Origin of the sequence: Hyphobacterium sp. (assembly GCF_965228115.1) — a bacterium.
In the GTDB taxonomy this organism is placed as follows: domain Bacteria; phylum Pseudomonadota; class Alphaproteobacteria; order Caulobacterales; family Maricaulaceae; genus Hyphobacterium.
Genome location: NZ_OZ245794.1, coordinates 2,517,586 through 2,540,359, shown reverse-complemented (window position 1 = coordinate 2,540,359; position 22,774 = coordinate 2,517,586). Strand labels below are relative to the sequence as shown.

General features: G+C 60.5%; 19 protein-coding genes. 10 read left to right on the top strand and 9 right to left on the bottom strand.

What is annotated here, in order from left to right; translation table 11 throughout:
* Positions 1-23: 23 nt before the first annotated feature.
* The 5 genes from ACO079_RS13020 to ACO079_RS13000 all read right to left on the bottom strand — a co-directional run bounded on the left by ACO079_RS13020 (position 24) and on the right by ACO079_RS13000 (position 7,165).
* Positions 24-1,304, bottom strand: a complete 1,281-nt coding sequence (locus ACO079_RS13020; RefSeq protein WP_421790665.1) for a dihydrolipoamide acetyltransferase family protein — start codon at positions 1,302-1,304, stop codon at positions 24-26.
* On the bottom strand, positions 1,304-2,320 hold the full coding sequence (locus ACO079_RS13015; protein WP_421790664.1) for an alpha-ketoacid dehydrogenase subunit beta: 1,017 nt from the start codon (positions 2,318-2,320) through the stop codon (positions 1,304-1,306). The genes ACO079_RS13020 and ACO079_RS13015 overlap by 1 nt, the downstream gene beginning before the upstream one ends.
* Before the next feature lie 3 nt (positions 2,321-2,323).
* Positions 2,324-3,553 (bottom strand): thiamine pyrophosphate-dependent enzyme, encoded by a 1,230-nt coding sequence (locus tag ACO079_RS13010; RefSeq protein ID WP_421790663.1) that lies wholly within the window; start codon positions 3,551-3,553, stop codon positions 2,324-2,326.
* 105 nt (positions 3,554-3,658) lie between these two features.
* Positions 3,659-5,854 carry a CC_3452 family protein gene (locus ACO079_RS13005; protein ID WP_421790662.1) on the bottom strand — a complete coding sequence of 732 codons (2,196 nt, stop codon included), beginning with the start codon at positions 5,852-5,854 and terminating at the stop codon, positions 3,659-3,661.
* 120 nt (positions 5,855-5,974) lie between these two features.
* Positions 5,975-7,165 carry a thiolase family protein gene (locus ACO079_RS13000; protein ID WP_421790661.1) on the bottom strand — a complete coding sequence of 397 codons (1,191 nt, stop codon included), beginning with the start codon at positions 7,163-7,165 and terminating at the stop codon, positions 5,975-5,977.
* Between the two features lie 160 nt (positions 7,166-7,325).
* Here ACO079_RS13000 and ACO079_RS12995 point away from each other — a divergent pair, with 160 nt between their 5' ends.
* Positions 7,326-7,880: a type II CAAX prenyl endopeptidase Rce1 family protein gene (locus ACO079_RS12995; RefSeq protein ID WP_421790660.1), complete on the top strand. Its 555-nt coding sequence runs from the start codon at positions 7,326-7,328 to the stop codon at positions 7,878-7,880.
* Here the strand turns inward: ACO079_RS12995 and ACO079_RS12990 are convergent.
* The 4 genes from ACO079_RS12990 to flgK form a co-directional block, all read right to left on the bottom strand.
* Positions 7,877-8,236, bottom strand: coding sequence for a DUF5655 domain-containing protein (locus tag ACO079_RS12990; RefSeq protein WP_421790659.1), 360 nt, complete (start codon positions 8,234-8,236; stop codon positions 7,877-7,879). The genes ACO079_RS12995 and ACO079_RS12990 overlap by 4 nt on opposite strands.
* Positions 8,237-8,405: 169 nt before the next feature.
* Positions 8,406-9,593: a tRNA 2-thiouridine(34) synthase MnmA gene (mnmA, locus tag ACO079_RS12985; RefSeq protein WP_421790658.1), complete on the bottom strand. Its 1,188-nt coding sequence runs from the start codon at positions 9,591-9,593 to the stop codon at positions 8,406-8,408.
* Between the two features lie 86 nt (positions 9,594-9,679).
* Positions 9,680-10,594 carry a flagellin gene (locus ACO079_RS12980; protein WP_421790657.1) on the bottom strand — a complete coding sequence of 305 codons (915 nt, stop codon included), beginning with the start codon at positions 10,592-10,594 and terminating at the stop codon, positions 9,680-9,682.
* An 11-nt stretch (positions 10,595-10,605) separates the two neighbouring features.
* Positions 10,606-12,747, bottom strand: a complete 2,142-nt coding sequence (gene flgK / locus ACO079_RS12975) for a flagellar hook-associated protein FlgK (protein ID WP_421790656.1) — start codon at positions 12,745-12,747, stop codon at positions 10,606-10,608.
* Positions 12,748-13,163: 416 nt separating this feature from the next.
* Here flgK and ACO079_RS12970 point away from each other — a divergent pair, with 416 nt between their 5' ends.
* From ACO079_RS12970 to ACO079_RS12930, 9 genes are all read left to right on the top strand, one after another.
* Positions 13,164-14,795, top strand: coding sequence for a flagellar hook-length control protein FliK (locus tag ACO079_RS12970; RefSeq protein ID WP_421790655.1), 1,632 nt, complete (start codon positions 13,164-13,166; stop codon positions 14,793-14,795).
* Between the two features lie 9 nt (positions 14,796-14,804).
* Positions 14,805-15,470 carry a flagellar hook assembly protein FlgD gene (locus tag ACO079_RS12965; protein WP_421790654.1) on the top strand — a complete coding sequence of 222 codons (666 nt, stop codon included), beginning with the start codon at positions 14,805-14,807 and terminating at the stop codon, positions 15,468-15,470.
* Positions 15,471-15,573: 103 nt separating this feature from the next.
* Positions 15,574-16,962: a flagellar hook-basal body complex protein gene (locus ACO079_RS12960; RefSeq protein WP_421790653.1), complete on the top strand. Its 1,389-nt coding sequence runs from the start codon at positions 15,574-15,576 to the stop codon at positions 16,960-16,962.
* Positions 16,963-17,145: 183 nt separating this feature from the next.
* Positions 17,146-17,439, top strand: a complete 294-nt coding sequence (locus ACO079_RS12955) for a DUF1153 domain-containing protein (protein ID WP_421790652.1) — start codon at positions 17,146-17,148, stop codon at positions 17,437-17,439.
* 141 nt (positions 17,440-17,580) lie between these two features.
* Positions 17,581-19,263, top strand: a complete 1,683-nt coding sequence (fliF, locus tag ACO079_RS12950) for a flagellar basal-body MS-ring/collar protein FliF (protein WP_421790651.1) — start codon at positions 17,581-17,583, stop codon at positions 19,261-19,263.
* Between the two features lie 4 nt (positions 19,264-19,267).
* A complete protein-coding gene (gene fliG / locus ACO079_RS12945) occupies positions 19,268-20,296 on the top strand; it encodes a flagellar motor switch protein FliG (RefSeq protein ID WP_421790650.1) in 1,029 nt (342 codons plus the stop codon).
* Between the two features lie 12 nt (positions 20,297-20,308).
* Entirely contained in the window at positions 20,309-20,989 is a 681-nt protein-coding gene (locus tag ACO079_RS12940) for a hypothetical protein (RefSeq protein WP_421790649.1), read from the top strand.
* Entirely contained in the window at positions 20,982-21,371 is a 390-nt protein-coding gene (gene fliN / locus ACO079_RS12935; RefSeq protein WP_421790648.1) for a flagellar motor switch protein FliN, read from the top strand. Before ACO079_RS12940 ends, fliN begins: the two co-directional genes overlap by 8 nt.
* Positions 21,372-21,406: 35 nt before the next feature.
* Positions 21,407-22,771: a sigma-54-dependent transcriptional regulator gene (locus ACO079_RS12930; protein WP_421790647.1), complete on the top strand. Its 1,365-nt coding sequence runs from the start codon at positions 21,407-21,409 to the stop codon at positions 22,769-22,771.
* Positions 22,772-22,774: the final 3 nt, after the last annotated feature.

Here is a 22,774-nt window from a genome sequence, read left to right as displayed (position 1 = left end):
GCTTTCGCGGGGACCTCCGCAAGCTATGGCATAAACAAGGTCGCCGGATTTTCGAGATAAGCTTTGACGTTCTGGATCAGGAGCGCAGCGTCATAGCCATCGACGATGCGGTGATCAAAGCTGGAGGAGAGATTCATCAGCTTTTTCGGTACCACACGGCCACCTTCATCAAAGCGCGGCAGCTCCTGCATCTTGTTGACGCCGATGATGGCCGTTTCCGGCAGGTTGATGACCGGTGTGGTCACCAGACCGCCAATGGCGCCCAGAGATGTGATCGTGATTGTCGAACCGGAAAGCTCGTCCTTCGTGGCCTTACCATCGCGCGCAGCTTTGGCCAGACGGCCCAGCTCGGCAGCCAGTTCCCATACATCCATGGCTTCGGCATGCTTGATGGTCGGCACCATCAGGCCGTTCGGGGTTGCCGTGGCGATGCCCAGATGCACGGCTTCATATTTGGTGAGAACGCCCGCTTCGGTGTCATAATGCGCGTTGGCTTGCGGCGTTTCCGGCAAGGCCCGGCACAACGCCGCGGCGAGGAAAGGAATGAGCGTCAGCTTGGGCTGATCGTCCGCCTTAGTCGCGTTGAGATGCTTGCGCAGATCTTCCAGCGCCGTCAGATCGATCTCCTCGACATAGGCGATGTGCGGGATGGTCGTTTTGGCTTTGACCATGTTTTCCGCGATCTTGCGGCGCAGGCCGATAATCTTGGTTTCTTCCACGCCCGTGCGCTTGGTGCGGCCCGAGCCGCCCCCGCCCGCACGTGCGGCCAGACGGCCACCGGAGGCGATAAAATCATCCATGTCCTGATGCGTGATCCGTCCGGCGGGACCCGTGCCCGGCACGCTGGAAAGATCAATATCGTTTTCTTGTGCGCGCTGACGCACGGCCGGGCTGGCTAGCGGGCGATCGCCTTCGGCGCGCGCCACAGGGGCAGGCGTTGCAGCGGGTGCCGGCTCTGGCTTGGGTTCCGGTTTCGGGGTTTCCGCCGGCTTCTCTTCGGCTTTCGGCGCTTCTACAGCCGCTGGTGCCGGTGCCTCTTCCTTGGCTTCAGCGGGGACTTCGCCATCGGTCTGGATGAAAAGAATTTCGGTACCCACCGGGATGACATCGCCCGGCTCGCCGACAATCTTGGTGACAACACCGTTCACGGCGCACGGCACTTCCACCGTGGCCTTGTCGGTCATCACATCCAGGATGGGTTGGTCTTCAACAACCGTATCGCCGACCTTGATGCGCCATTCGACGATTTCGGCTTCAACCACGCCTTCGCCAACGTCGGGCAGCTTGTAACGATATTCAGACATCAGGCGGCCTCCATCACGGATTTCAGCGCATTGATAAAGCGGTCCTGGCCCGGGAAGTAGGACCATTCATGAGCGTGCGGGTAAGGCGTATCCCAACCGGTGACGCGGTATATCGGGGCTTCGAGCGAGTAGAAGCACTCTTCTTGAACCTGTGCCGCAAGTTCTGCCGCAAAACCGGAGGTCCGCGGCGCTTCCTGGCTAACGACGCAGCGGCCGGTCTTTTTCACGGACGCGGCAATCGTGTCGATGTCATACGGCGTCAGCGTTTTCAGATCGATCACTTCAGCATCGATGCCGGATTTCTCGGCAGCCGCCATGGCGACATGCACCAGCGTGCCATAAGCAAGAACCGTCACGTCATTGCCTTCACGGACTACTTCGGCCTTATCCAGCGGCACGGTGTAATGACCTTCCGGAACTTCGCCCTTGGGATGGTTGGCCCAGCTGGCCAGCGCGCCATCGGCCTTGCCATCGAAGGGGCCATTATACATCCGCTTGGGCTCGAAGAAGACGACCGGGTCATTGTTCTCGATGGCCGATATCAACAAGCCCTTCGCATCATACGGGTTGGACGGGATGACCACGCGCAGACCCGGCACATGCGTGAAAAACGCTTCCGGGCTCATCGAGTGGGTCTGGCCGCCGCGAATACCGCCGCCCCAGGGCGAACGCACCACGATGGGCTGGGTGTAGGTGCCTGCCGAACGATAGCGCAGGCGCGTCATCTCGTTCACGATCTGGTCGATCGCCGGGAAGATGTAATCGGAAAACTGGACTTCTGCGACCGGACGCATACCGTTTGCGGCCATGCCAATCGCCATCGCGGCAATCGCGGCTTCGTTGATGGGTGTATCGAACGAGCGGTCGAGACCGTATTTTTCCTGCAAGCCCGCCGTGACACGGAACACGCCACCGAAATAACCCGCATCCTCGCCAAAGGAGACGACATTCGGGTCTTTTTCCATCGAAACGTCGAGCGCTGAATTGAGCGCCTGGATCATGTTCATTTTCGCCATGGTCTAGACTCCCAGATCCTGACGCTGACGGATCAGGCGCCAGTCCTGTTCCTCGAACACGTCTTCGAAAATGGAGGGGATGGGCGACAGCGGCCCGTCATGCAGCGTGCCGAAGCTTTCCGCTTCCTTGTAGGATTTCACGACCAGCTCATTGAGGGCTTTATCCAACTTTTCATGGCGCTCCTCATCCCATTCGCCCAATCCGATCAGGTGGTTCTTCAACCGCTCGATGGGATCGCCCAGCGGCCAGGCCGACGCTTCGGTCTTGGGCCGGTAGCCGGACGGGTCATCCGAGGTGGAATGCGCATCTGCGCGATAGGAGAAATATTCGATGTAGGACGCGCCATGCCCGGCCCGCGCGCGTTCTGCGGCCCAATGCATGGCCGCATACACCGCCAGGAAGTCATTGCCGTCTACGCGGATGGAAGCGAGACCATAGCCCAGCCCCTTCATGGCGAAGGTTGGCGCATCACCGATAGCGATATTCTGGTGCGTTGAGATCGCGAACTGGTTGTTCACAACATTCAGGATGACCGGTGCCTTATAGGTCGACGCCAACGTCAGCGCGCCGTGGAAATCGCCTTCAGCGGTGGTGCCATCGCCAATCCAGCTGGCCGTGACCTGATCGCTGTTTTTGAACCGCGAGGCCATGGCCCAACCCACAGCCTGCGGGAATTGCGTTCCCAGATTGCCGGAGATCGAGAAGAAATTGCCTTCTGCCCAGGTGTAGTGGACCGGTAGCTGACGGCCTTTGAGATTGTCGCGGCTATTTGAAATGCAGTGGCACATCATGTCGACAATGTCGCGGCCGCGCGCGAACAGAATGCCCTGCTGGCGATAGGACGGGAACACCATATCGCTATCTTTCATCGCCATGGCTCCGGCCACCGCAATGGCTTCTTCGCCGGTGGACTTCATGTAGAAGCTCATCTTGCCCTGACGCTGCAGCTTTTGCATGCGCTCGTCATAGACGCGGGTCAGCATCATATGGCGCAGGCCCTCGCGCAGGATTTCCGGCTTGATCTGCGGGTCCCACTCACCGACGGCCTGATGGTTGTGATCCAGCACACGCACCATGCCGAGTGCCAGATCGCTGGTGTCGCGACCGGCCACATCAATGGCCGGCTTCTTAGCCGATCCCGCTTCAGGGATTTCCAGATGGGAGAAATCCGGCTCATCACCGGGCCGGAATTTCGGAGTAGGAACGCGATAGCGCGGTTCAGAGCTCGCCATAGACCATGCCTCTAATGTGTCAGCTGACCGGCGGTGACGCGATAGCGTTCCGCCCGCGCGGGGACCTAGCGCGGATAGGGCCGGTTTGTCTACTCGTGTCGCCTGTTAGCGGCGATAGATAATCGAGCCTTTTTCGGCATTGAACATGGCCAGCAAGAGCTCGTATTGCGCGTCCTGGCCATAATCGAACAGGGATTCAAACAGCTCGTAAGACCATTCGACCGCATGGCCATTATCGATGACATGGAAGGTCTGCGCCCGGTCATCATAGCCGCGCACCACAACCCAGTGCGCTGCGCCTGCCGCGTCATGGGGTGACACGACTTCAAAGGCGAACTGGCTGCCCCAGCCGATCAGCGTTATGACAGGCCGGCCCTGATCGAGGTGATCGCGGATAGCTTGCAACGAATTGGCGCGGTCGCGCGCATTCCCCAGCGGCAGAACATCATGAACAAAACCGGAGGAAAGATCATTCATCCGGTCGCGCAGCGTGCCGGGCGGTGTGCCGAGGCTCTGATCGGACACCAGATTGCCGGAGCTTAAAACACGGCGCTTGAATTGCTCATAAGTGGTCGACACGCCGTAAAAACGCAGCACGCGTGAGCCGGCTTGCGGGCCGCAATAATTACCGCCGGACAGCATGTTGCCATAGTCACCCGTCGGGACGTTCAAAAACACGTCCGGTTCCAGATCGCTGGCGCTGGCTGTGCTGGAGGTTGGCGACAAGGTGACGATCAGCGGGCGGTAAAACGCCTGCATCCCGGTGAGGATACCGGCATCCTGACCATTGGTGTCGCCCACCACACGGAAAGCGGAAACCGGGCTCATCGCCTCACGCCGGACGCGTTCGGTTGCTTCATGGAAATAGATGGAATTATCAGGGCTGCGGCGTGCTTCGCCAGCGCGTTCTACCAGGAAGTCATGCTCGTGATCGCGGTCGGTAAAGCTGACTCGTGTATTCCGGTCGAGCGCACTTCGCGTGTCTTCCTGCCAGTTTCCGTCATCATCCCACCAGCCATAATGCACTTCGACGGCATCAATGCGCCATCCTGCAGGTGCCTGCCACAGCGTTTCGGTCCAGCTGCCGGCGGCTCGCGTATCGCCACCGGTTTCTTCCGCATTGCCGGAAATATCGGCGAGAAGGCGGCGGCCATCGCCAGACAGCGACAGGCGCGAATTGACCGTCATGCGCGGTCCATTGCCAAAGAATTCCCGGTCGCCGCCCGTATGCGGAAAGATATGAAATTCCGTGTGTTGCTGCGCGACCGTAATTGTCGTCGTCCCCGCCGGACTGGTCGCGGTGACCGGCGGCACGTAGGGCACGATGATCTCGATCTCGTTGAACTGAACCTGCACGCTGGTCCGCGACACGGTGCGGCTGCCATCGTCCCGTAAATCCCCGACATCGCGCCCATCATTGTCATTGCTGGCAATGTCGCCATTGGTGTCGCCCATCACCATGAATGTGCGGACCGGACCCTCGGTTTCGGGAATGGCACGGCGCGGATCCACCTCACCCCTACCCGGCACAAGCGTATCGAGTTCCCAATCCGTATCGGTGTATTCGGCACTGGCGCGGGCGGAGGACACGATCCGTTCGATATGGCCGCCATCCGGATTGCACCAGATGCGGCGCTCAGCGGATGCCCGGCCCCGCGTGTGATCGGGGCGTGTTTCCTCGGCAATCATGTCGACTTGAACGTAAAGGCAGTGCTCGCGCGCCAGAATCTCGGCCCCCACCCTTACGCGCGGGCCATTGCCACCAAAATCACCATCTCCGCCACCATCGCGGATCGCATAGATGCGTTCGGTCGGGCGAGGCTCGATGTGCAAGGTCTGGCGCGTGATGCGCGGCGCTGTGTAGTTGACCGTGGTTGCGGCAGTGACCGTCTGGCGGGGTTGCACCACGCTCGGGTCGATTTGCGGGGCCTGCCCGCCCGGCAGCCGCGTAACCGGGCGCTGAATGGTTTCGCGGACCACGCCTGGTGACTGGATCACGCGCGGGGCGGCTGCGTTCGCATTACAGGTTCGCAGCTGGGACGCGTTCAGTTGCGCGCCTGGATGGCCGTATTCCGTAATGTCCCCAACAATCTGCGCCAGCTGCGCACAGGCCGATACGCCGGGGCTGACCCAGGGGCCGGAAATGCGGCAGGCATTGCCAGAGCAGGACCAGGTCAGAGACCCGGCTCTCACCTGCCCGGCCTGCAGGACCGGGTTTTCGGTTCTGGCTGTGTAATTATAGGTCTGAGCCATCACCGGCGTGCTCAGCGCCAGGGCTGCAATTGCCATCATCGTCCGCATAGGAACCTCCCCTGTTGTTCCCTCGCTTCTGACTATACCGCAAAGCCTGTTTTTCGCCCAGAACGAGAAAAACCCCGGAGCGATGGCTCCGGGGTTTGTCATTCAGATCCGCAAGGTGCGCTAGTTTACACGCTCCAGCGCAACCGCCGTGGCTTCGCCACCGCCAATGCAGAGCGAGGCGACGCCCTTGGTCTTGCCGTGCTTTTCGAGCGCTGCCAGCAACGTCACCATGATGCGCGCACCAGACGCGCCAATCGGATGACCCAGCGCACAGGCACCGCCATTCACGTTCACATTCTCATGGGACAGGCCCAGCTCTTTCATAGCGATCATCGGAACGACCGCGAAGGCTTCGTTGATTTCCCAGAGATCTACGTCGCTGGTCGACCAGCCCGCCTTATCCAGCACTTTGCGCATGGCCGGAACCGGAGCCGTCGTGAAGTATTTTGGCTCGTGCGCATGGGCCGCCGTTGCAATAATTTTGGCCAGCGGCTTCAGGCCCCGGCGTTCGGCTTCGGATTGCTTCATCAGCACGAGGGCGGCTGCCCCATCAGAAATGGCCGACGCGTTCGCCGCTGTGACCGTGCCGTCCTTGGAGAAGGCCGGGCGCAGGCTCGGGATTTTCTCCGGCATCGCCTTGCGCGGCAATTCATCGGTATCCACCGTAATATCGCCCTTGCGAGTTGAGATGGTCACCGGCGTAATCTCGCGTTTGAAATCACCTTCTTCGGTGGCGCGTTGCGCCCGCGCCAAAGTCTCCAGCGCATAAGCGTCCTGCTGTTCGCGGGTGAACTGGTGTTCCTGCGCGATCATGTCGGCATAAACGCCCATGGGCTGTTTTTCGTAAGCGTCTTCCAGACCGTCCTGCGCCATATGGTCCTTGACCGTGTCATGGCCGTATTTGAAGCCGCCGCGATGTGTGGGCAGAAGGTGCGGGGCGTTGGTCATGGATTCCATGCCGCCAGCGACCACTATGTCGGCTTCGCCTGATAAAATAGCCGAACGGCCCATAATGGCGGCCTGCATGCCAGAGCCGCACATTTTGTTCAGCGTGGTGGCCTCAACCGATTTCGGCAAACCGGCTTTCAGCGCGGACTGACGCGCCGGGGCCTGACCTTGACCGGCCGGCAGCACATTGCCCATGTAAATCGTCTCGACATCGTCACCGGCCACGCCGGCTTCATCCAGCGCGGCTTTAACGGCCGATGCGCCCAGCTCATTCGCGGACAAAGGGGCCAGCTCGCCCAGCAATCCACCCATCGGGGTGCGGGCCATACCGACAATGACGACGGGATCTTCTTTGGCACTCATATTCAGTCACTCCTCGCAAACTAAGGACTGTTCATTCGGGCGCGCATGTGAACGGCGGCTTCAGGCTTTCGTCAAGCCTTGTCACGGTAGAAAATGCTGCACTGCACACAAACAATTTTGAATGACGCGCACCAAGTGTTGAACGCTTTCAGGCTTTTACGTGATCACGACCGGCGCTAAACGCAAGACCATGATGTTGCAACAGCATATGAACCGGGCGCGCGAAGCGTTTCGCCTGCCAGAGCCGCGCCACTGGCTGGAAGCGCTGGTCCTGTTTGGCGTTTATGTGATGATTACCACGCCGGTGATGATCGCAACGGACATGTTTACATTTCAGCCGCGTTTCGACACGACACTACTGACCATTGCTGTGATTGCCTTCATTGCGCCGGCTCTGGGCGAAGAGCTGGTGTTTCGCGTCATCCTGCAACCAGAGCCCGGCCAGGATCACCAACAGCGCCGTCGGATGGTCCGGCAAAGCCTGTTCTGGGTTCGTATCGTCCTCAGCCTCATCCTGTTTCTGCTCTGGCACCCCGCGCAAATCTGGTTGGGTCTGCCGACCGCCCAACCCATGTTCGCCGAACCGGTGTTCCTGGGTGCCGCCGGGCTGATGGCTGTCGCCTGCACGATCAGTTATCAGCGCTCAGCCTCGATCTGGCCGGCGATTTCCGCGCACTGGGCGCTGGTGGTCGGGATGAAGGCGCTGTTTGTTTAGGCCACGCGTTGCGGGTCGGATTGATCGAGCGCAATCGCCGCGCGGATGATCTCGATCAAGCCATCATCGACTTCGGACAGCGCACGGACTTTCACATGGCGCAGCGATTTGCCGGTGCCTTCAATACGATCAAATTTGGGGGCAAGCGCCGCGCCATACCAGAGCTGGAGATTCACCCAGCTTGTGTGCACGGCAATCGAGACAACGCGTTCCTTGCCGGCATAGGTCGGAAACCCCCAGGCGAGTTTTTCGGTGAGGTCCGGACCGGCGGTCTGAACCGCCTCCCGCACGGCCAGCGCGATGGGTGCGAGGCTGTCTTCGACCTTGGCGAAGTAAGTGTCGGGCGTGGCGGTCATGCGGGGAGGATAGCCAGAAATCTGAGCTCTGCACCTGCAATCGGAAATCTCGACCAAAACACTGGGGTCCCCGGACTTGATCCGGGGATCCATCAATTATGAAAAGATGGACCCTCGGGTCGAACCCGAGGGACCCAGAAAGTTTGTAAGATTGGACTGCGTGATCGGGTTAAACCGTTCCCGTAATCCAGCCGCCGCCAAGGACGCGATCTGCATTGTCCAGAGGCGAATAAAACACCGCCGCCTGACCCGGCGCGACGCCTTCTTCGCCTTCGTCCAGCAAGACGCTGGTATTGCCGTCGGCGACTTGCAGCACCGCTGGCACAGGTGGGCGCGTGGACCGGACTTTTACGAGGACCGGCGATCCATCCTGTTCCGGCAAGGCGCCATCACCAATCCAGTTGACTTGCTGGATGCGGATTTCCTTCACCGCCAAGGCCTCGCGCGGACCCACAATGACCTGCCGGTTCGCGGGATCGAGCTTGATCACATAGAGCGGATCGCCTGCGGCAATGCCCAATCCACGGCGTTGCCCGACCGTAAAGCGCAGCACGCCTTCATGGCGGCCCAGCACGCGGCCATCGACATGGACAATATCGCCGGGTTCCGCCGCGCCGGGACGCAGTTTTTCGACGATATCGGCATAATTGCCATCCGGCACAAAGCAGATGTCCTGACTGTCAGGCTTGTCCGCGATGGCCAGGCCAAAGGCTTCGGCCAGCTGACGGGTTTGATCCTTGGTCAGCCCGCCCAGCGGAAAGCGCAGATAATCCAGCTGTTCCGCTGTGGTGGCGAACAGGAAGTAGGATTGATCTTTTCCGGCATCTTCCGCGCGGCGCAGCTCCGGACCGTTCGGGCCGTCAAGGCGGCGGATATAGTGCCCCGTCGCCATGCAGGCCGCGCCGAGCTGTTTGGCTTGCGCCAGCAAGTCCGCGAATTTCACACGCTCATTGCATCGCACACACGGGATGGGGGTCGCGCCTGCCAGATAGGTATCGGCGAACTCGTCCATCACCGCTTCCTTGAAACGGTTTTCATAGTCCAGCACGTAATGCGGAAAGCCCATTTCTTCTGACGCGCGGCGGGCATCATAAATGTCCTGCCCGGCGCAGCAGGCACCTTTTTTCTTGATCACCGCGCCATGATCATAAAGCTGGAGCGTCACGCCCACCACGTCATACCCCGCCTTGTGAAGCAGGGTCGCGGTGACGGTGGAATCCACCCCGCCAGACATGGCCGCTACAACGCGATGATCGGCCGGGTTGCCCCCCAGGCCGAGAATATCGCCATCGAGGCCGAATTCACGGATTAGTTCATCGGCGCGGCTATCGCTCGCGCGCGTCAAGGTCGTCGTCATTGCTCGTCTCCATCGGGTTCAAGGCCCGAAGCAGTCGTTATTGGGAGGGCGGCATATAGGCGAAAAGGCGCGGGAACGGAAGGCCGTTAGCGCAAGAACGGCAAGAGCGACACCTGGCTGAGGACGGAGAATGTCCGGGCAGAGACATCGACCGCGGTTTGCGCCTGCTGGAAACGGGTGGCGGCGGCGGCCATGTCGGCGTCTTCCAAGTCACCGATCAAATTGGTGAGATAGTCCGCCTTGGCTTCCTGGTTCTGGATTTGCGAGCTCACCCGGGATTGCATGGCGCCATTCAACCCGACCTGATCATTGATGCGGTCAAAGGCGTTGAGCACATTGGCGATTTCGCCTTGCAGATAGGTCTGTTGGGCAGCGTCCAGCGGACCATCGAAGGGTCCGTTCGCATCGGCATCAAACTCGGCCAGGCGCTTAAAGGCCGCCATCAGGTCTTCGCCGACCTCATTGGCCAACAGGCCCACTTCCAGCGTCAGCTGATCATCCAGCTTGGCGACCGGGCGGCGGGTGGAGTTCTGGAATACGTCACCGGCAGTGGGCGCAGCGACCAGATCATCCAGCGAGTTCGCACTGACCGGAATGATATCCGTCCGTGTGCCGCCGAAAATATAGCCGCCGGCATATTGGGTCGCGAGCGCATCCCGCGCCTTTTCAAAGGCTTCGCGGGCCTGGCTCATAATGTAGGTGCCATCAATCGTCGTCATCGCGACGCGCAGATCGGTGGCGGCTTCCGACAGCTTGTCAAGCGCGACTGCCGTGATCTCCATCTTGTTCTCGACCCGCTCGGCAGAAAATTTATAAGCCTCGGCGCGGTCACGCGCGCCATAGGCTGCCGAGATGGATTCGGCCCGGTGACCTGCGCCTTTCAGATCCGGGTGCAGCTTGCCGGTGGTCAACTGTTGCTGGGTTTCAAACACGGTGCGCTGGGCGCGCATCAGATCAAGGAGCGCGGTCTGGGCAGCAGCAGCGGTGGCAATACGGGTCATGCGATGCGCTCCTAGATCAGGTTCAGCAGCGTGTCGGTGAGTTCCTTGGCGGTCTGCAACAGACGCGCCGAGGCGTTATAGGATTGCTGGAACAGCGTCATATTGGCGAGCTCTTCATCCAGGCTGACGCCTTCCACATCGGCACGTTTCTGATCAGCCGCGGTTTTCAAGGATTCCGCCGATTGCATGGCCCGGTCTGCCCGCGCCGAACGCGTGCCGATATCGCCCGCAACACGTGACATGAAGCTTTCCAGCGTTGCCGACCCGGCAGCAAAACTGCCGGCGGCATTAAAGGATCTCTGGGTCGTCATCACCGCTTGCAGCGCCTGGCCGCCACGGCCATCACCGGCTGCCACAACCACATCACCAATTGCGGGCGTGCCGGAAAGATCCAGCTTGGCCATCGCCAGCTGGGCGGAATTCGAGCGGATACGTGGGGCCACCTGCGGATAATCTGTCCGGCCTGCCGTTGCCGCGAGGCCTAGGCCGAAGAGTTCGGAGAAGGCGACAGTCGTGGTGCCGCGCTGCGTGTTGTCCCCGGTGAGTTCGACGTCGAAGTTTTCAAAGCCGGCAACCGGCGTCTGGATCAATTCGCCCGAGGCATTGATCGAGAAACTGGCATAGCGGCCCAAACCATTGACCGGGTCATTCAGCTGGGTGAGCAGATCATTAAAGCTGGTGCCAGCGACGGTGATGGCGACATCCTGCGCGATAGAGCCGTTCGGCGCGGTGATCTGGAATTCCAGGGTCTGCCCTGCGCCAAAGCCATGCGCATCAGTGGCGGTCATGCCGCTCTGGAAGAACAGGGGCCGTCCGGCCTCGATCAGATCATTCAGCCCAAAGAAGTGGGAGAAGCCCCGCCCGCCGCGATCTGACGGTGCGGTTTCACTTTCCAGCGTTGAAATGCCGTTTGTGCCTGCGGCGCTGATCGAGAGCTGGCCATCGGTGAAGCTGGCCGAGCCATCGGTTGCCAGTGCGCCATTCAGCGCGGCAACAAAATTATCAATCGTGGTGGTGACGCCAAAGGATGACGCTGCGCCGCCATCCACGCTGAGCGTGCCAGCTGAGAAATCGACATCGATACGTTTGACCAGCTCTCCGGTCGCTCCGACGACGGCCAGCGTCGTGGAACCGGTGAATCCCAGCGTGTCGGTTCCCAGAAGCCCGGTATTGCGGCCTTCCAGCGTGGTCGGCGGCGGATAAGCGGTGGCATCATTATGCGCCTTGTTCAACGCGTCCGCCGTGCCGGCGATCAGTTCGGCGATGGTTTCCATCAATTGCGGAAGCTCGGCATCCCGAAGCTGCATATGACCGAATAACTCACCGGACCGGATATGAGGCGTGAAATCCATTTCGCCTGTGCCACCAGGCGGCTGAATGGTGACGCGGGCATAGTCAACGCCCGCTGCCCCAGAGCCCGATGGCGGATAGCGCAAGACCGCTGCCCCGTTTTCCACCAGGGCTACGCCGTCTGTAGTGGAAACAAAGACGCGGCCATCGCTATTCGTGGTGGAGCGGATATCGAGATATTGAGAGAGCTCGTCGATCAGCTCGGACTGACGGTTCTGAGCTCCGGTGGCATCGCCAGCCGACGCGGTGAGCGTCTGAACCTCGGAATTCAGCGCGGCGATCTCGGCGGTGAGTTCATTGATCCGGTTGATGGTTGAGGCAATCCGCGAGTCCGCTTCCTGGCGCAGCGTGGCCAGCTCGCTGTACAGGCGGCGGCCTTCATCGAAAAAAGATTGCAAATCGGAGGCGACCGAGAGACGCGAAACCGTCAGGGAGGGCTCCACCGCCGCCGAAGAGATTGACGTAAACGCCTGATTGAGGCGTGAGAAAAGCGAACCCTGATCATCAGACGTGCCGACCTGAGCCTGAAACCGGTCGAGCGATTGCGCCAGCACATTCGCGCTGGACGCCTCCGCGCTGGCCCGGACCGAGGCGGCCTGAAGGAAGGCGTCGGACACGCGGCGGACGCCTGCCACGCTTACCCCAAAGCCTTTGCCGTCGATGACGCGCGTGGTGAAGCTGGCTTCGGTGCGGGCATAGCCGGGCGTGTTGACGTTCGCGACATTGTTCGACGACGTCCGGATGCCGATCTGGCTGGCCTGCAGACCAGATAGCGCACTGCCGAGAATAGAGCCTAGCGACATGGGTTAACTCCCGCGCATATGGCCATTGCTGCCGGGTTTCGGGCAGAATTTGCCGGGATTTCGGCGACGCGCCCGGGAGCAGCGCCCTGCGCGCGCATTTGCTTACACATTGATATATATATGTAATTCGTCATTCCGGCCTGCTTTCCGCCCGTTCACGGAGAAAAACTCGATAAAAACTGTCGCAATCGCGGGGCCAGATTTCCGGAACGCGACGTGTCACCGCTTCACCCGGCAGAATCGGTCCGGCCCGGCAGGCGATTCCTGCCGGGCGGCACAAGTAGACCTGTCGCGCGAACTATTTAGCCTATATTTTTCAATGTTTTATAAGATTAATAGGCTGGCACGGTCCTTGCGACTCCTTGCGACGGATGCGTGGGCCACTGGGGGTCTGGCACCGGGGAGTGACAATCAGAATGGACGCCTTTGTGCCCATCCTGCCGAATGCAAACGCCGCAACGGCCTCAGGCAGCAAATCTGCGCCTGATGCTGGGGATGCGAGCCTGTTTGCCGGGATGGTCAGTGCGGTCACGCCCGTCGCACCGGTCGCGCGGCGCATGAGCGGCAGCGCGGCTAATACTGCGGCTCAAACGCCCGCTCCGGCACTCACGACAATCGTTTCAAATACCCAGACTGTTTCAAACAACCCGGCCGCCGGACTTGCCGTCTCCTCCACCACGGGAACGGCAAACCCGGCTTTTGCGAATAGCGGAACCCAAACAGGCAAGTTGCAAGCCGGGCTCTTATCTGGCGTGGCTCAACGCCTTCCGGGACAGGCGGGCAATCTGGCCGGTGCGGCAATGGCTCCGCTTCCGGCTAATGGCCCAGCGGTTGATGCCGCTTTGCCGGCCACGAATTCGGCGGCGTCATTGAATGGGCCTGCCGTCGAGACCTCAACTGTTCTGCCGCAAGCCGGTGGTCAGCCCGCATTACCCGATACTGCAAGCATTGAGCCCATAACCGGCCAGGGAAAAACCGGCAATGCTGAGTCAGGCGTCAATTCCAAAGCCTCAGCCAATTCAGGCGCACCGGCAAATGTGACGGCGCCAGCGGTCATTACACCTCCACCCGCTCCCGTTCAGGTAGGCGCAGGCGCGGGCATTGAGACGGTCCAGCCGCAAACCACGACGAACACAGCTGCGCCCGCGAATCCTGTGGCGGCAGCCGCCGCACAAAGCGCGTCGCCAAATGCTGGTGCAACACAAACAGCCGCCACGCCGCTCCAGACGCCGGAGGCCGGGGTGCAGGCCCGCCGCCAGGCGCAGGGTGAGCCCCTGCCCGCGCAATCGGCTGTCAATTCAAACACCAAGACGGCGGCATCTGCATCGACAGCCCCAACGGCGTCCAACCTGCCAAAGGTGGACGCTCCGCAAATTCCCCAACCGCCAGCGACGGCTCCAACATCACCGACCGGTCAATCCGACACGCTGATGGATCCCGCGCGTTTCATGCAGGCCGATACGGGGCGTCTGGCGCCCTTGCCGCAAGCCGTGGCTGATCCGGCGCTGAGCGACGCACCGGTGGATCAGGATAGCGTGGACCTCTCTTCTTTGCGCGCGGCTGAAACCAGCCGTACTGCGGAACGCCCGGGAACAGCCGCGGGTACCGCTCGCTTCACCCCTGCCACCGCCGGAACGCTGGCGGCCCAGATTGCCGCGAAATTCCAGAATGGCGAACGCCGGTTTGAAATCCGCATGGACCCGCCCGAGCTGGGCCGTGTCGAAGTGCGGTTGCAGGTTGGCAATGATAATCGCGTTCAGGCGCTGTTGAGCGCGGAACGCCCGGAAACGCTGAATGATATGCGCCAGTATGCGCGTGAGCTGGAACGGGCGCTTGAAGAAGCGGGGCTTCAGCTGGATTCCGACGGGCTGTCGTTCGAGCTGACGCAGGATCAGGATGAGGCCGGCGACAGTGACGGCAAGCTGCCGGGCTTCCACCAGGTCGAATTTGCAGAAGATGAGGCCGGGCCGGTGATGGCTGCGGCACCGCCAGCGGAGCTGTACGGGTTCCGCCTCAACGCCCGCTCGGGCGTGGACATAAGATTATAGGAGTGGGTGATGTCAGGTGTTGATGCGCTCGGCGCAGCTTTTGGATCGCAAACCCAGAATGCACAGGCCTCGCTGGCCAATAATTTCGAGATGTTCCTGACTCTGCTGACCGAGCAGATGAAAGCACAGGACCCACTCAATCCGCTGGATTCCACCGAATTCGTCAATCAGCTGGTGGCATTTTCCGGTGTCGAGCAGGAAATCCGCTCGAATGAGAACCTGGAATCGCTGATCACCATTCAGGCGGCCGCCGCTCAGGGCGCCGCAGTCGGCTTCATCGGCCGGGAAGCCACAGTGGCTTCGCCGGACGGCGTCTTGCGCCAAGGCGATGCGGAATGGACCTATATTCTGCCGGAAAACAGCCAGGGCACGCTGATCACCATCAAGGATGCCAACGGCCGCACGGTGGCCACGGCGGAAGGTGAAGCCAATGCCGGCACCCACACCTTTAACTGGGATGGTACCGATCTGTCCGGCGATCAGCTGGACGACGGCACTTACACCATGGAAATCTCCGCGGTGAATGATGATGGCCTGCCGATGCAGGCAGAGATTTTGACCACCGCCCGCGTGACCGGCGTTGATTTCTCCGGTTCGGAAGTGGTCGTTGAAATGGACGGGCTTCGTGTCCGTCTATCCTCGGTTCGCAGCCTGCGGGAGGCAGGTGTGATCTAGGAAAGCCAGGGCCCCTCAAGAGCCCGCACTTGGCGGCAAGAATTCTGCCGGGTGGATGATGAAAAGCAGAACGCTCCAACTGAAAACTCAGGGAGCAACAAAAATGAGTATCAATTCAGCCCTTTGGGCCGGTGCGTCTGGCCTGTTGGCCAATTCCAGCGCCTTGGCCGCTGTTTCGGACAATATCGCGAACGTCAACACGGTTGGTTACAAGCGCGCCTCGGCGGTGTTCTCGCCCATGTATGAATCACATGGTGTGAGCTCGCGTTATTCCTCCGGCGGCGTGACCACAAATAATCGCTTCCAGATCTCGACCGGCGGGCTTTTGACGCCCGGCACTTCACCGACCGATCTGGCGATCGCTGGCGATGGTTTCTTCGTGGTCCGGCCGGTGGCTTCCAATGTAAATGCCACCGACGCGGTCCTGTTTACCCGGTCAGGTTCCTTCTCGGCGGACTCGCAAGGCAATTTGCGAAATGATGCCGGTCTCTTCCTTTATGGATGGCCGGTCGCTGCTGATGGCACCGTCACGACCAACCCGTCCGACCTGTCCAGCCTGGAAGCGATCAACCTGTCCTCGATCGGGGGCGCGGCGGAAGCCACGACCTCGGTTGGCATCAATGGCAATCTGCAGGCCAGCCAGGCGGTTTCAGCAGCTGAGGCCACTTACAACCCGGCTGCCAGCGCCACCAATATGGCCTCCGGCACCGTCACGCCGGATTTCCAGCGCTCGATCCAGATTTATGACAGCCAGGGCGGTGCCCGCACGGTAACCCTGTCGATATTGAAGTCCGCCACCGCCAATCAATGGCATGCGGAGCTTCATGTGACACCGACCAGCGACATCACCACAGGCTCCGGCCTGGTGGACGGTCAGATCGGCACCGGCACGATTGCCTTTGATGCGCAAGGCGAGATTGACCTGACCAACACGACCTTGCCGCTGACGCTGGATTTCCTGTCTTCGACCAATACCGGTGCATTGGGAGCTAACCAGTTCCAGTGGGCGAGTGGAACCGGCGTTGCCGGCCAGTCGATCACACTGGATATCGGTTCACCCACCCAGCCGGGCGGCATGACGCAATATGACAGCCCCTCGACGCTGACTTCGACCCAGGTCAATGGATCGGCCTTCGGTACGTTTACCGGGGTTGAGGTCGACAATGACGGTTTTGTCTACGCCAAATTCTCGAACGGCATTATCCGCAAGACCTATCAGGTGCCGGTGGCATCCTTCGTCAATCCGAACGGGTTGAATGTCGAAGCGGGTGGTGCTTACTCAGTCACACCGGACTCTGGCAGCTACACTTTCAATGTACCCGGTACGGCGGCGGCAGGCACGATTGCCTCTTCGACGCTGGAAAACTCGAATGTGGATCTGGCCACCGAGTTCACAAGCCTTATTACCACCCAGCGGGCTTACTCGGCCTCGTCGAAAATCATCACCACGGCTGACGAAATGCTGGATGAAGCCATCCGGATGAAGCGCTAGCGCTAAATCCCACCAAGCTTGACTGAAGGGCCTCCCGTTTCCCGCGGGAGGTCCTTTGCATTTTAGTCATTGAGTTAAATCAAGATTTACCACGGCGTTTAGGCGGAATTTAAGAGCCTTGGCGTAAGGTCCACCCAATCAAGGACGACAAAGAGCGTCCAACAAGGTTCAAGGGTGGTGGAAATGCAAGCTCGGCTTCGCAAGGAAAATTACGTCATTGGTCCGGATGGCAGCCCGCTGACGCTGGCGGATTTGCCCAATCCATCAACAAAGCGCTGGGTGATCCGCCGCAAGGCCGAAGTAGTCGCGGCCGTTCGCGGCGGTTTGTTGTCGCTGGAAGAAGCTTGTGAGCGCTATCGCCTGACGGTCGAGGAATTTCTCGGCTGGCAGCGCGCGATCGACAAGCATGGCTTGGCGGGCCTGCGCACGACACGCATTCAGCATTACCGCGGTAAGGAAACGCCTCTGACGGCCTGATCCCGACTGACTTTTCTGGTGAGAAATCGCCCGGTCTGTGCACCGGGTGTTTTCTTATTAAACCCGCGTTTACGGGGTTAGTGGGAAAAAACTGCCTACTAGCTGCTTCGAAGCAGCGCAGTGATTCGGCAGGAACCCCGCGTGAACTCATTGATGGAACAGCTTCGTTCGCTTGGTGCCATGCGCCTCATCGCCATTTTTGGCCTGAGCGCTGGTGTGGCGATCGCCCTTCTTTTCTTCAGCTTCAATATGGGCGGTGGCAGCCAGGCCCTGCTCTATTCCGGTCTGGATCCGGCGGATTCCGCCCGCGTCAGCGAGGCATTGGACAGCGCGGGCATCCCTTATGAGTTTCGTGGCGGGGGCTCGTCCATTTTCGTGGCGCGCAATCAGGTTGACGAGGCGCGCGTAAGGGTCGCCAGTGGCGGTGCCTTGAATTCCGGCAATGTCGGCTATGAGATTTTCGACGAGACCGATGCGCTCGGCTCGACCAGCTTTGTTCAGAATATGAATGCCAAGCGCGCCCTGGAAGGTGAGCTGGCGCGGACGATCCAGTCTCTTGATGTCATTGATACTGCGCGGGTGCACCTGGTGTTGCCGGAGCGCCGCCTGTTTGAACGTGACAGCAATCAGCCCTCGGCTTCGATCGTGATTGCCGCGCGCGGCGTTTTGAATGCGGAACACGCCGGCATTATCCGAAATATTGTCGCCAGTGCGGTCGATGGCCTGTCGTCTCGCGATATTACCATTGCCGACACGACCGGCCGCCTTCTGGCCAGTCCGGAGGAAGGTGACGGGCTGGGCGCGGTCGCTTTGGAAAGCCGGCGCGCGCAACTGGAAGAGCAATACCGCGCGCGCATTCTCGACATTGTCGAAGGCGTTGTCGGTACCGGAGCGGCCCGCGTTCAGGTGGCGATTGATCTCAATCGCGAGTCCGTCACGCTGAGCGAGGAAGCCTACGATCCGGAAGGTTCTGTCCTGCGCAGCCGCCAGCGGTCCTCGGAAGAAAGTTCGGAAACCGATGGTGCCGCCGATGCTGTTTCCGCCTCCGAAAACCTGCCAGATGCTGATGAGGCCGGAACGGGCGGGCCGCAATCGCGCAGCCAGTCGGAAGTTTCAAACGATACACAAGAATTTGCCCTGTCGCGGACGACAACGACCCGGATCATCGAGGCCGGCGACATTGAACGCATCTCTGTTGCGGTCGCGGTCGATGGTACGATCCAGATCGGTGAAGACGGGGCGCAGACCTACACCCCCCGCAGCGCCGAAGAAATGGCGCAAATCACGGCGCTGGTTCGCTCCGCCATGGGCTTCACCGACATTGAAGGCGTCCGGCAGGATGCGCTGGAAGTGACAAATATGCGCTTTGCCCGGGCCGATACCACGCTGGGCACACCTGCTGCCTCTGGATTTTCCATCGGTACGAACGAGATCATGCGGGCGGCGGAGATCGGCGTGATGTTCATCACGGCGCTGCTGGTGATTTTCCTGGTCGCGCGTCCGCTGGCCAAGAATGCTGCTGCCGGTACGCCTGCCATGGCCATTGCCAGTGCGGGCGGTGCGCCGGCAGCCGCGCTTGAAGGCGGGGATGGCGGAAACGCCAATCCGGCCATTGCCGACCAAAGCGGCCAGGCCATGGCGGATGGCGGACAAGCGCCCCAGGCTGGGCGCCGGCAGGCCGGCCCCCCGCCGGAATCGGGCATCGACATCGCCAAAATTGATGGGCAGGTAAAAGCCTCTTCCATCAAGCAAATCTCGAATGTGGTGAATTCCCACCCGGATGAATCGCTCTCGATCATTCGCAGCTGGATGAGTGACAACTAGCGCCATGGCCCGAGACCCGAAACGCATCGTTGAAGATCCCGGCAAGCTGATCGGCCCTGAACGGGCCGCGATCATCCTGCTCGCGCTTGGCGAAGAGAAGCACGAGCTGTGGGAGATGATGGACGAGGAGGAAATCCGCGAGGTTTCCCAGGCAATGTCCAATCTCGGCAGTGTTTCAGCCAAGGCCGTTGAAAAACTGATCGTGGAATTTGCCGAACAGATCTCCCAGGGCGGCTCCTTGCTGGGTTCGTTTGAAGCCACCCAGCGCCTGCTCAACTCCTTCCTGCCCGGCGAAAAAGTCGATGGCATCATGGAGGAGCTGCGCGGTCCTGCCGGCCGCACCATGTGGGACAAGCTGGGCAATGTTAACGAGGTCGTTCTCGCAAATTATCTGAAGAATGAGTACCCGCAGACCGTGGCCGTCATCCTATCCAAGGTGAAGGGCGAACATGCGTCGCGTGTGCTTGGTGCCTTACCCGAGGACTTTGCTTTGGAAGTCGTGATGCGGATGCTGCGCATGGAGCCGGTCCAGCGGGAAATCCTCGACAAGATCGAGGAAACCCTGCGCACCGAATTCATGTCCAACCTCGCGCGTACCTCCAAGCGAGACAGCCACGAAATGATGGCGGACATCTTCAATAATTTTGACCGTCAGACGGAAAACCGCTTCCTGGCGGCCCTTGAGGAACGCAATCGCGACAGCGCCGAGAAAATCCGCGCGCTGATGTTCGTATTTGAAGACCTCTCCAAACTTGATCCGGGCGGTATTCAGACGCTTTTGCGCGCGGTGGACAAGGACCAGCTGGGTCTGGCGCTCAAGGGCTCTTCCGACAGCCTGCGCGATCTCTTCTTCTCGAACATGTCCGAACGCGCCGCGAAAATTCTCAAAGACGACATGGCCGCCATGGGTCCGGTCCGTCTGAAAGATGTCGATCAGGCCCAGACTGCCATGGTGGCTTCCGCCAAAGACCTGGCCGCCAAAGGCGAAATCCTTCTGGCCGATGGCGGCGGCGAAGACGAGCTGATCTATTAGGAGACCCGATAAGTGAGCCAGAGCGCAGAAAAATTCGACTTCGACACGGTCTTCTCGGCCAGTGGCGAAGTGCTGCGTGATGGCAAAAGGGTCAAGCGCATGCTGACGCCTGAAGAGGTGGAGGAAATCCGTCAGCAGGCCTTCAGTGAAGGCGCGCAGTCAGAAACCGCCAAAGCCGCGCAAGCCCAAGCGGACGCCCTGCGCGCGGTCGCGTCGCAAATGCAGCTCATTCTGGCGCGGCTGGAGACCGAATCTGCAAACTTGCGGGAGCAATCGGCGGTGTTGGCCAAGATCACCGCGAAAAAGCTCGCAGGCGCCGCGCTCTCGAGCGAAGCCGACGCTGCGGTCATCGAGTTTTGCGCCTCGGTCATGCAGGATTTGCGCGGCGCACCGCATTTCAAGGTCACGTGTGCCGAGGCGATTGCCGGGGAGGTGTCCGCGGCCCTCGAGCAAATCGCTAGCGAAGCCGGGTTTGACGGCGGTGTCGTTGTGCGGGCCTCCGCCGAGAAGACAGGCGCAGATTGCCAGCTTGATTGGGGTCAGGGCGGCGTTGAACGCTCTTTTGAAGATATTGAAGCGCGTGTGGACGGGTTGATCGCTGATTGGCTCGCCGCGCCGGAAGAAGAAACGGTCCTGCCGCCTGAAACAGCGGGGACGGAGCCGGCCGTCGAAGAAGGAGACGGACATGACTGATGATAGTGATCTCGACCTGCCTGAATTTGACGGCCAGGCAGACGGTGGCGGAGCCGATGTACCCGCCACAACCGATGCCGCGCCGGATCCGGCCGCTCTAGCGGCCACGCTGGCGGACGAGGACGAAAAGACGGCGGTCGATCTCGCACCTGTCTTCGACGTTCCGGTCAATGTTTCCGCGGTGCTTGGGAAAACTCAGATCGAATTGAATTCGCTCCTGAAATTGAAAGCCGGCTCGGTCGTCGAGCTGGAGCGCAAGGTCGGGGAAGCGATCGATATCTACGTCAATGACCGGCTGGTCGCGCGCGGCGAAATCGTCGTGGTCGAAGACCGGCTGGGCGTGACGATGACGGAAATTATCAAGGATGGGGACGCCGTATGAGCGCGCTCATCTGCAACGGCAAGGAGGGCTAAGCCATGCGCTTGCTCATTGTGGGAAGCCTCGGAGGACAACTCCATACGGCGGCTAAAATTGCGATTGATCGCGGCGCGCGCGTGGCGCAAGTCGATACGATCAATCAGGCGACCAATCATCTGCGCGCCGGTAAGGGCGCCGACCTTCTTATGGTCGATGCCTCGCTGGACATTGCCGCGCTTATTGCGGCGAATGAATCGGAACGGATTACCGTTCCGGTCGTCGCTTGCGGGGTGAACATAAAGCCCGATATTGCCGCTTCTGCCATCCGGGCCGGAGCGAAAGAATTCATTCCCCTGCCCCCGGAAGCCGATCTGATCGCTGCCGTCCTCGAAGCCGTTGCGGACGATGAGCAGCCGATGATCGCGCGGGATCCGGCCATGCATGAGGTGATCGCCTTTGCCAATCAGATTGCCGCCTCCGATGCGAGCGTGCTGATTACGGGAGAGAGCGGGTCCGGCAAGGAAGTCATGGCGCGTCATGTCCACACCAAGTCGAAGCGCGCGGCCGCGCCCTTTGTTTCGGTGAACTGTGCCGCCATCCCGGAAAATCTGCTGGAATCGGAACTTTTCGGCCATGAGAAAGGGGCCTTTACGGGAGCTGTGGCCCGCCGTCTCGGCAAATTCGAAGAAGCCAATGGCGGCACGCTGCTGCTGGATGAAATCTCGGAAATGGATGCGCGCCTTCAGGCCAAGCTTTTACGCGCCCTGCAGGAACGCGAGATAGACCGCGTGGGGGGCTCGGGTCCGGTCAAGGTGGACATTCGCGTGATTGCGACCTCAAACCGCGATCTGCTCAAGGCGGTGGCCGAAGGCACGTTCCGCGAGGACCTGCTCTTCCGGTTGAATGTCGTCAATCTGGCGCTGCCGCCTCTGCGGGCGCGCCCGGATGATATTATCGCCCTCGCCGAGCACTTTGCCCGCAAATACGCGGCCGCTAATGGTCTAGGCGACCGGCCGATTTCGGATACCGCCAAGAAAGCGCTGATCGCGCGCGGCTGGCCGGGCAATGTCCGCGAGCTGGAAAACACCATGCACCGTGCCGTGCTGTTGGCCTCGGGCCAGGAAATCGGACCGGAAGCAATCCGCATGCCGGATGGCTCTCTGTTTACCGGCGGTCCCACGAACACGGCCTCACGCGCCGCCGAAGCCGCCGATTTTGCCCAGCGGGAGATGGTGGGCCGGACCGTGGCCGAGGTCGAACAGGATCTGATCCTTGAAACGCTCGAACATTGCCTGGGCAACCGCACCCATGCAGCGAATATTCTGGGAATTTCCATCCGGACGCTACGGAACAAGTTGAAGCTCTATACAGAGCAAGGCGTTTCTGTCCCGCAACCGGGCGAATCGCGCGCGGGAGCCGCTTAGGGC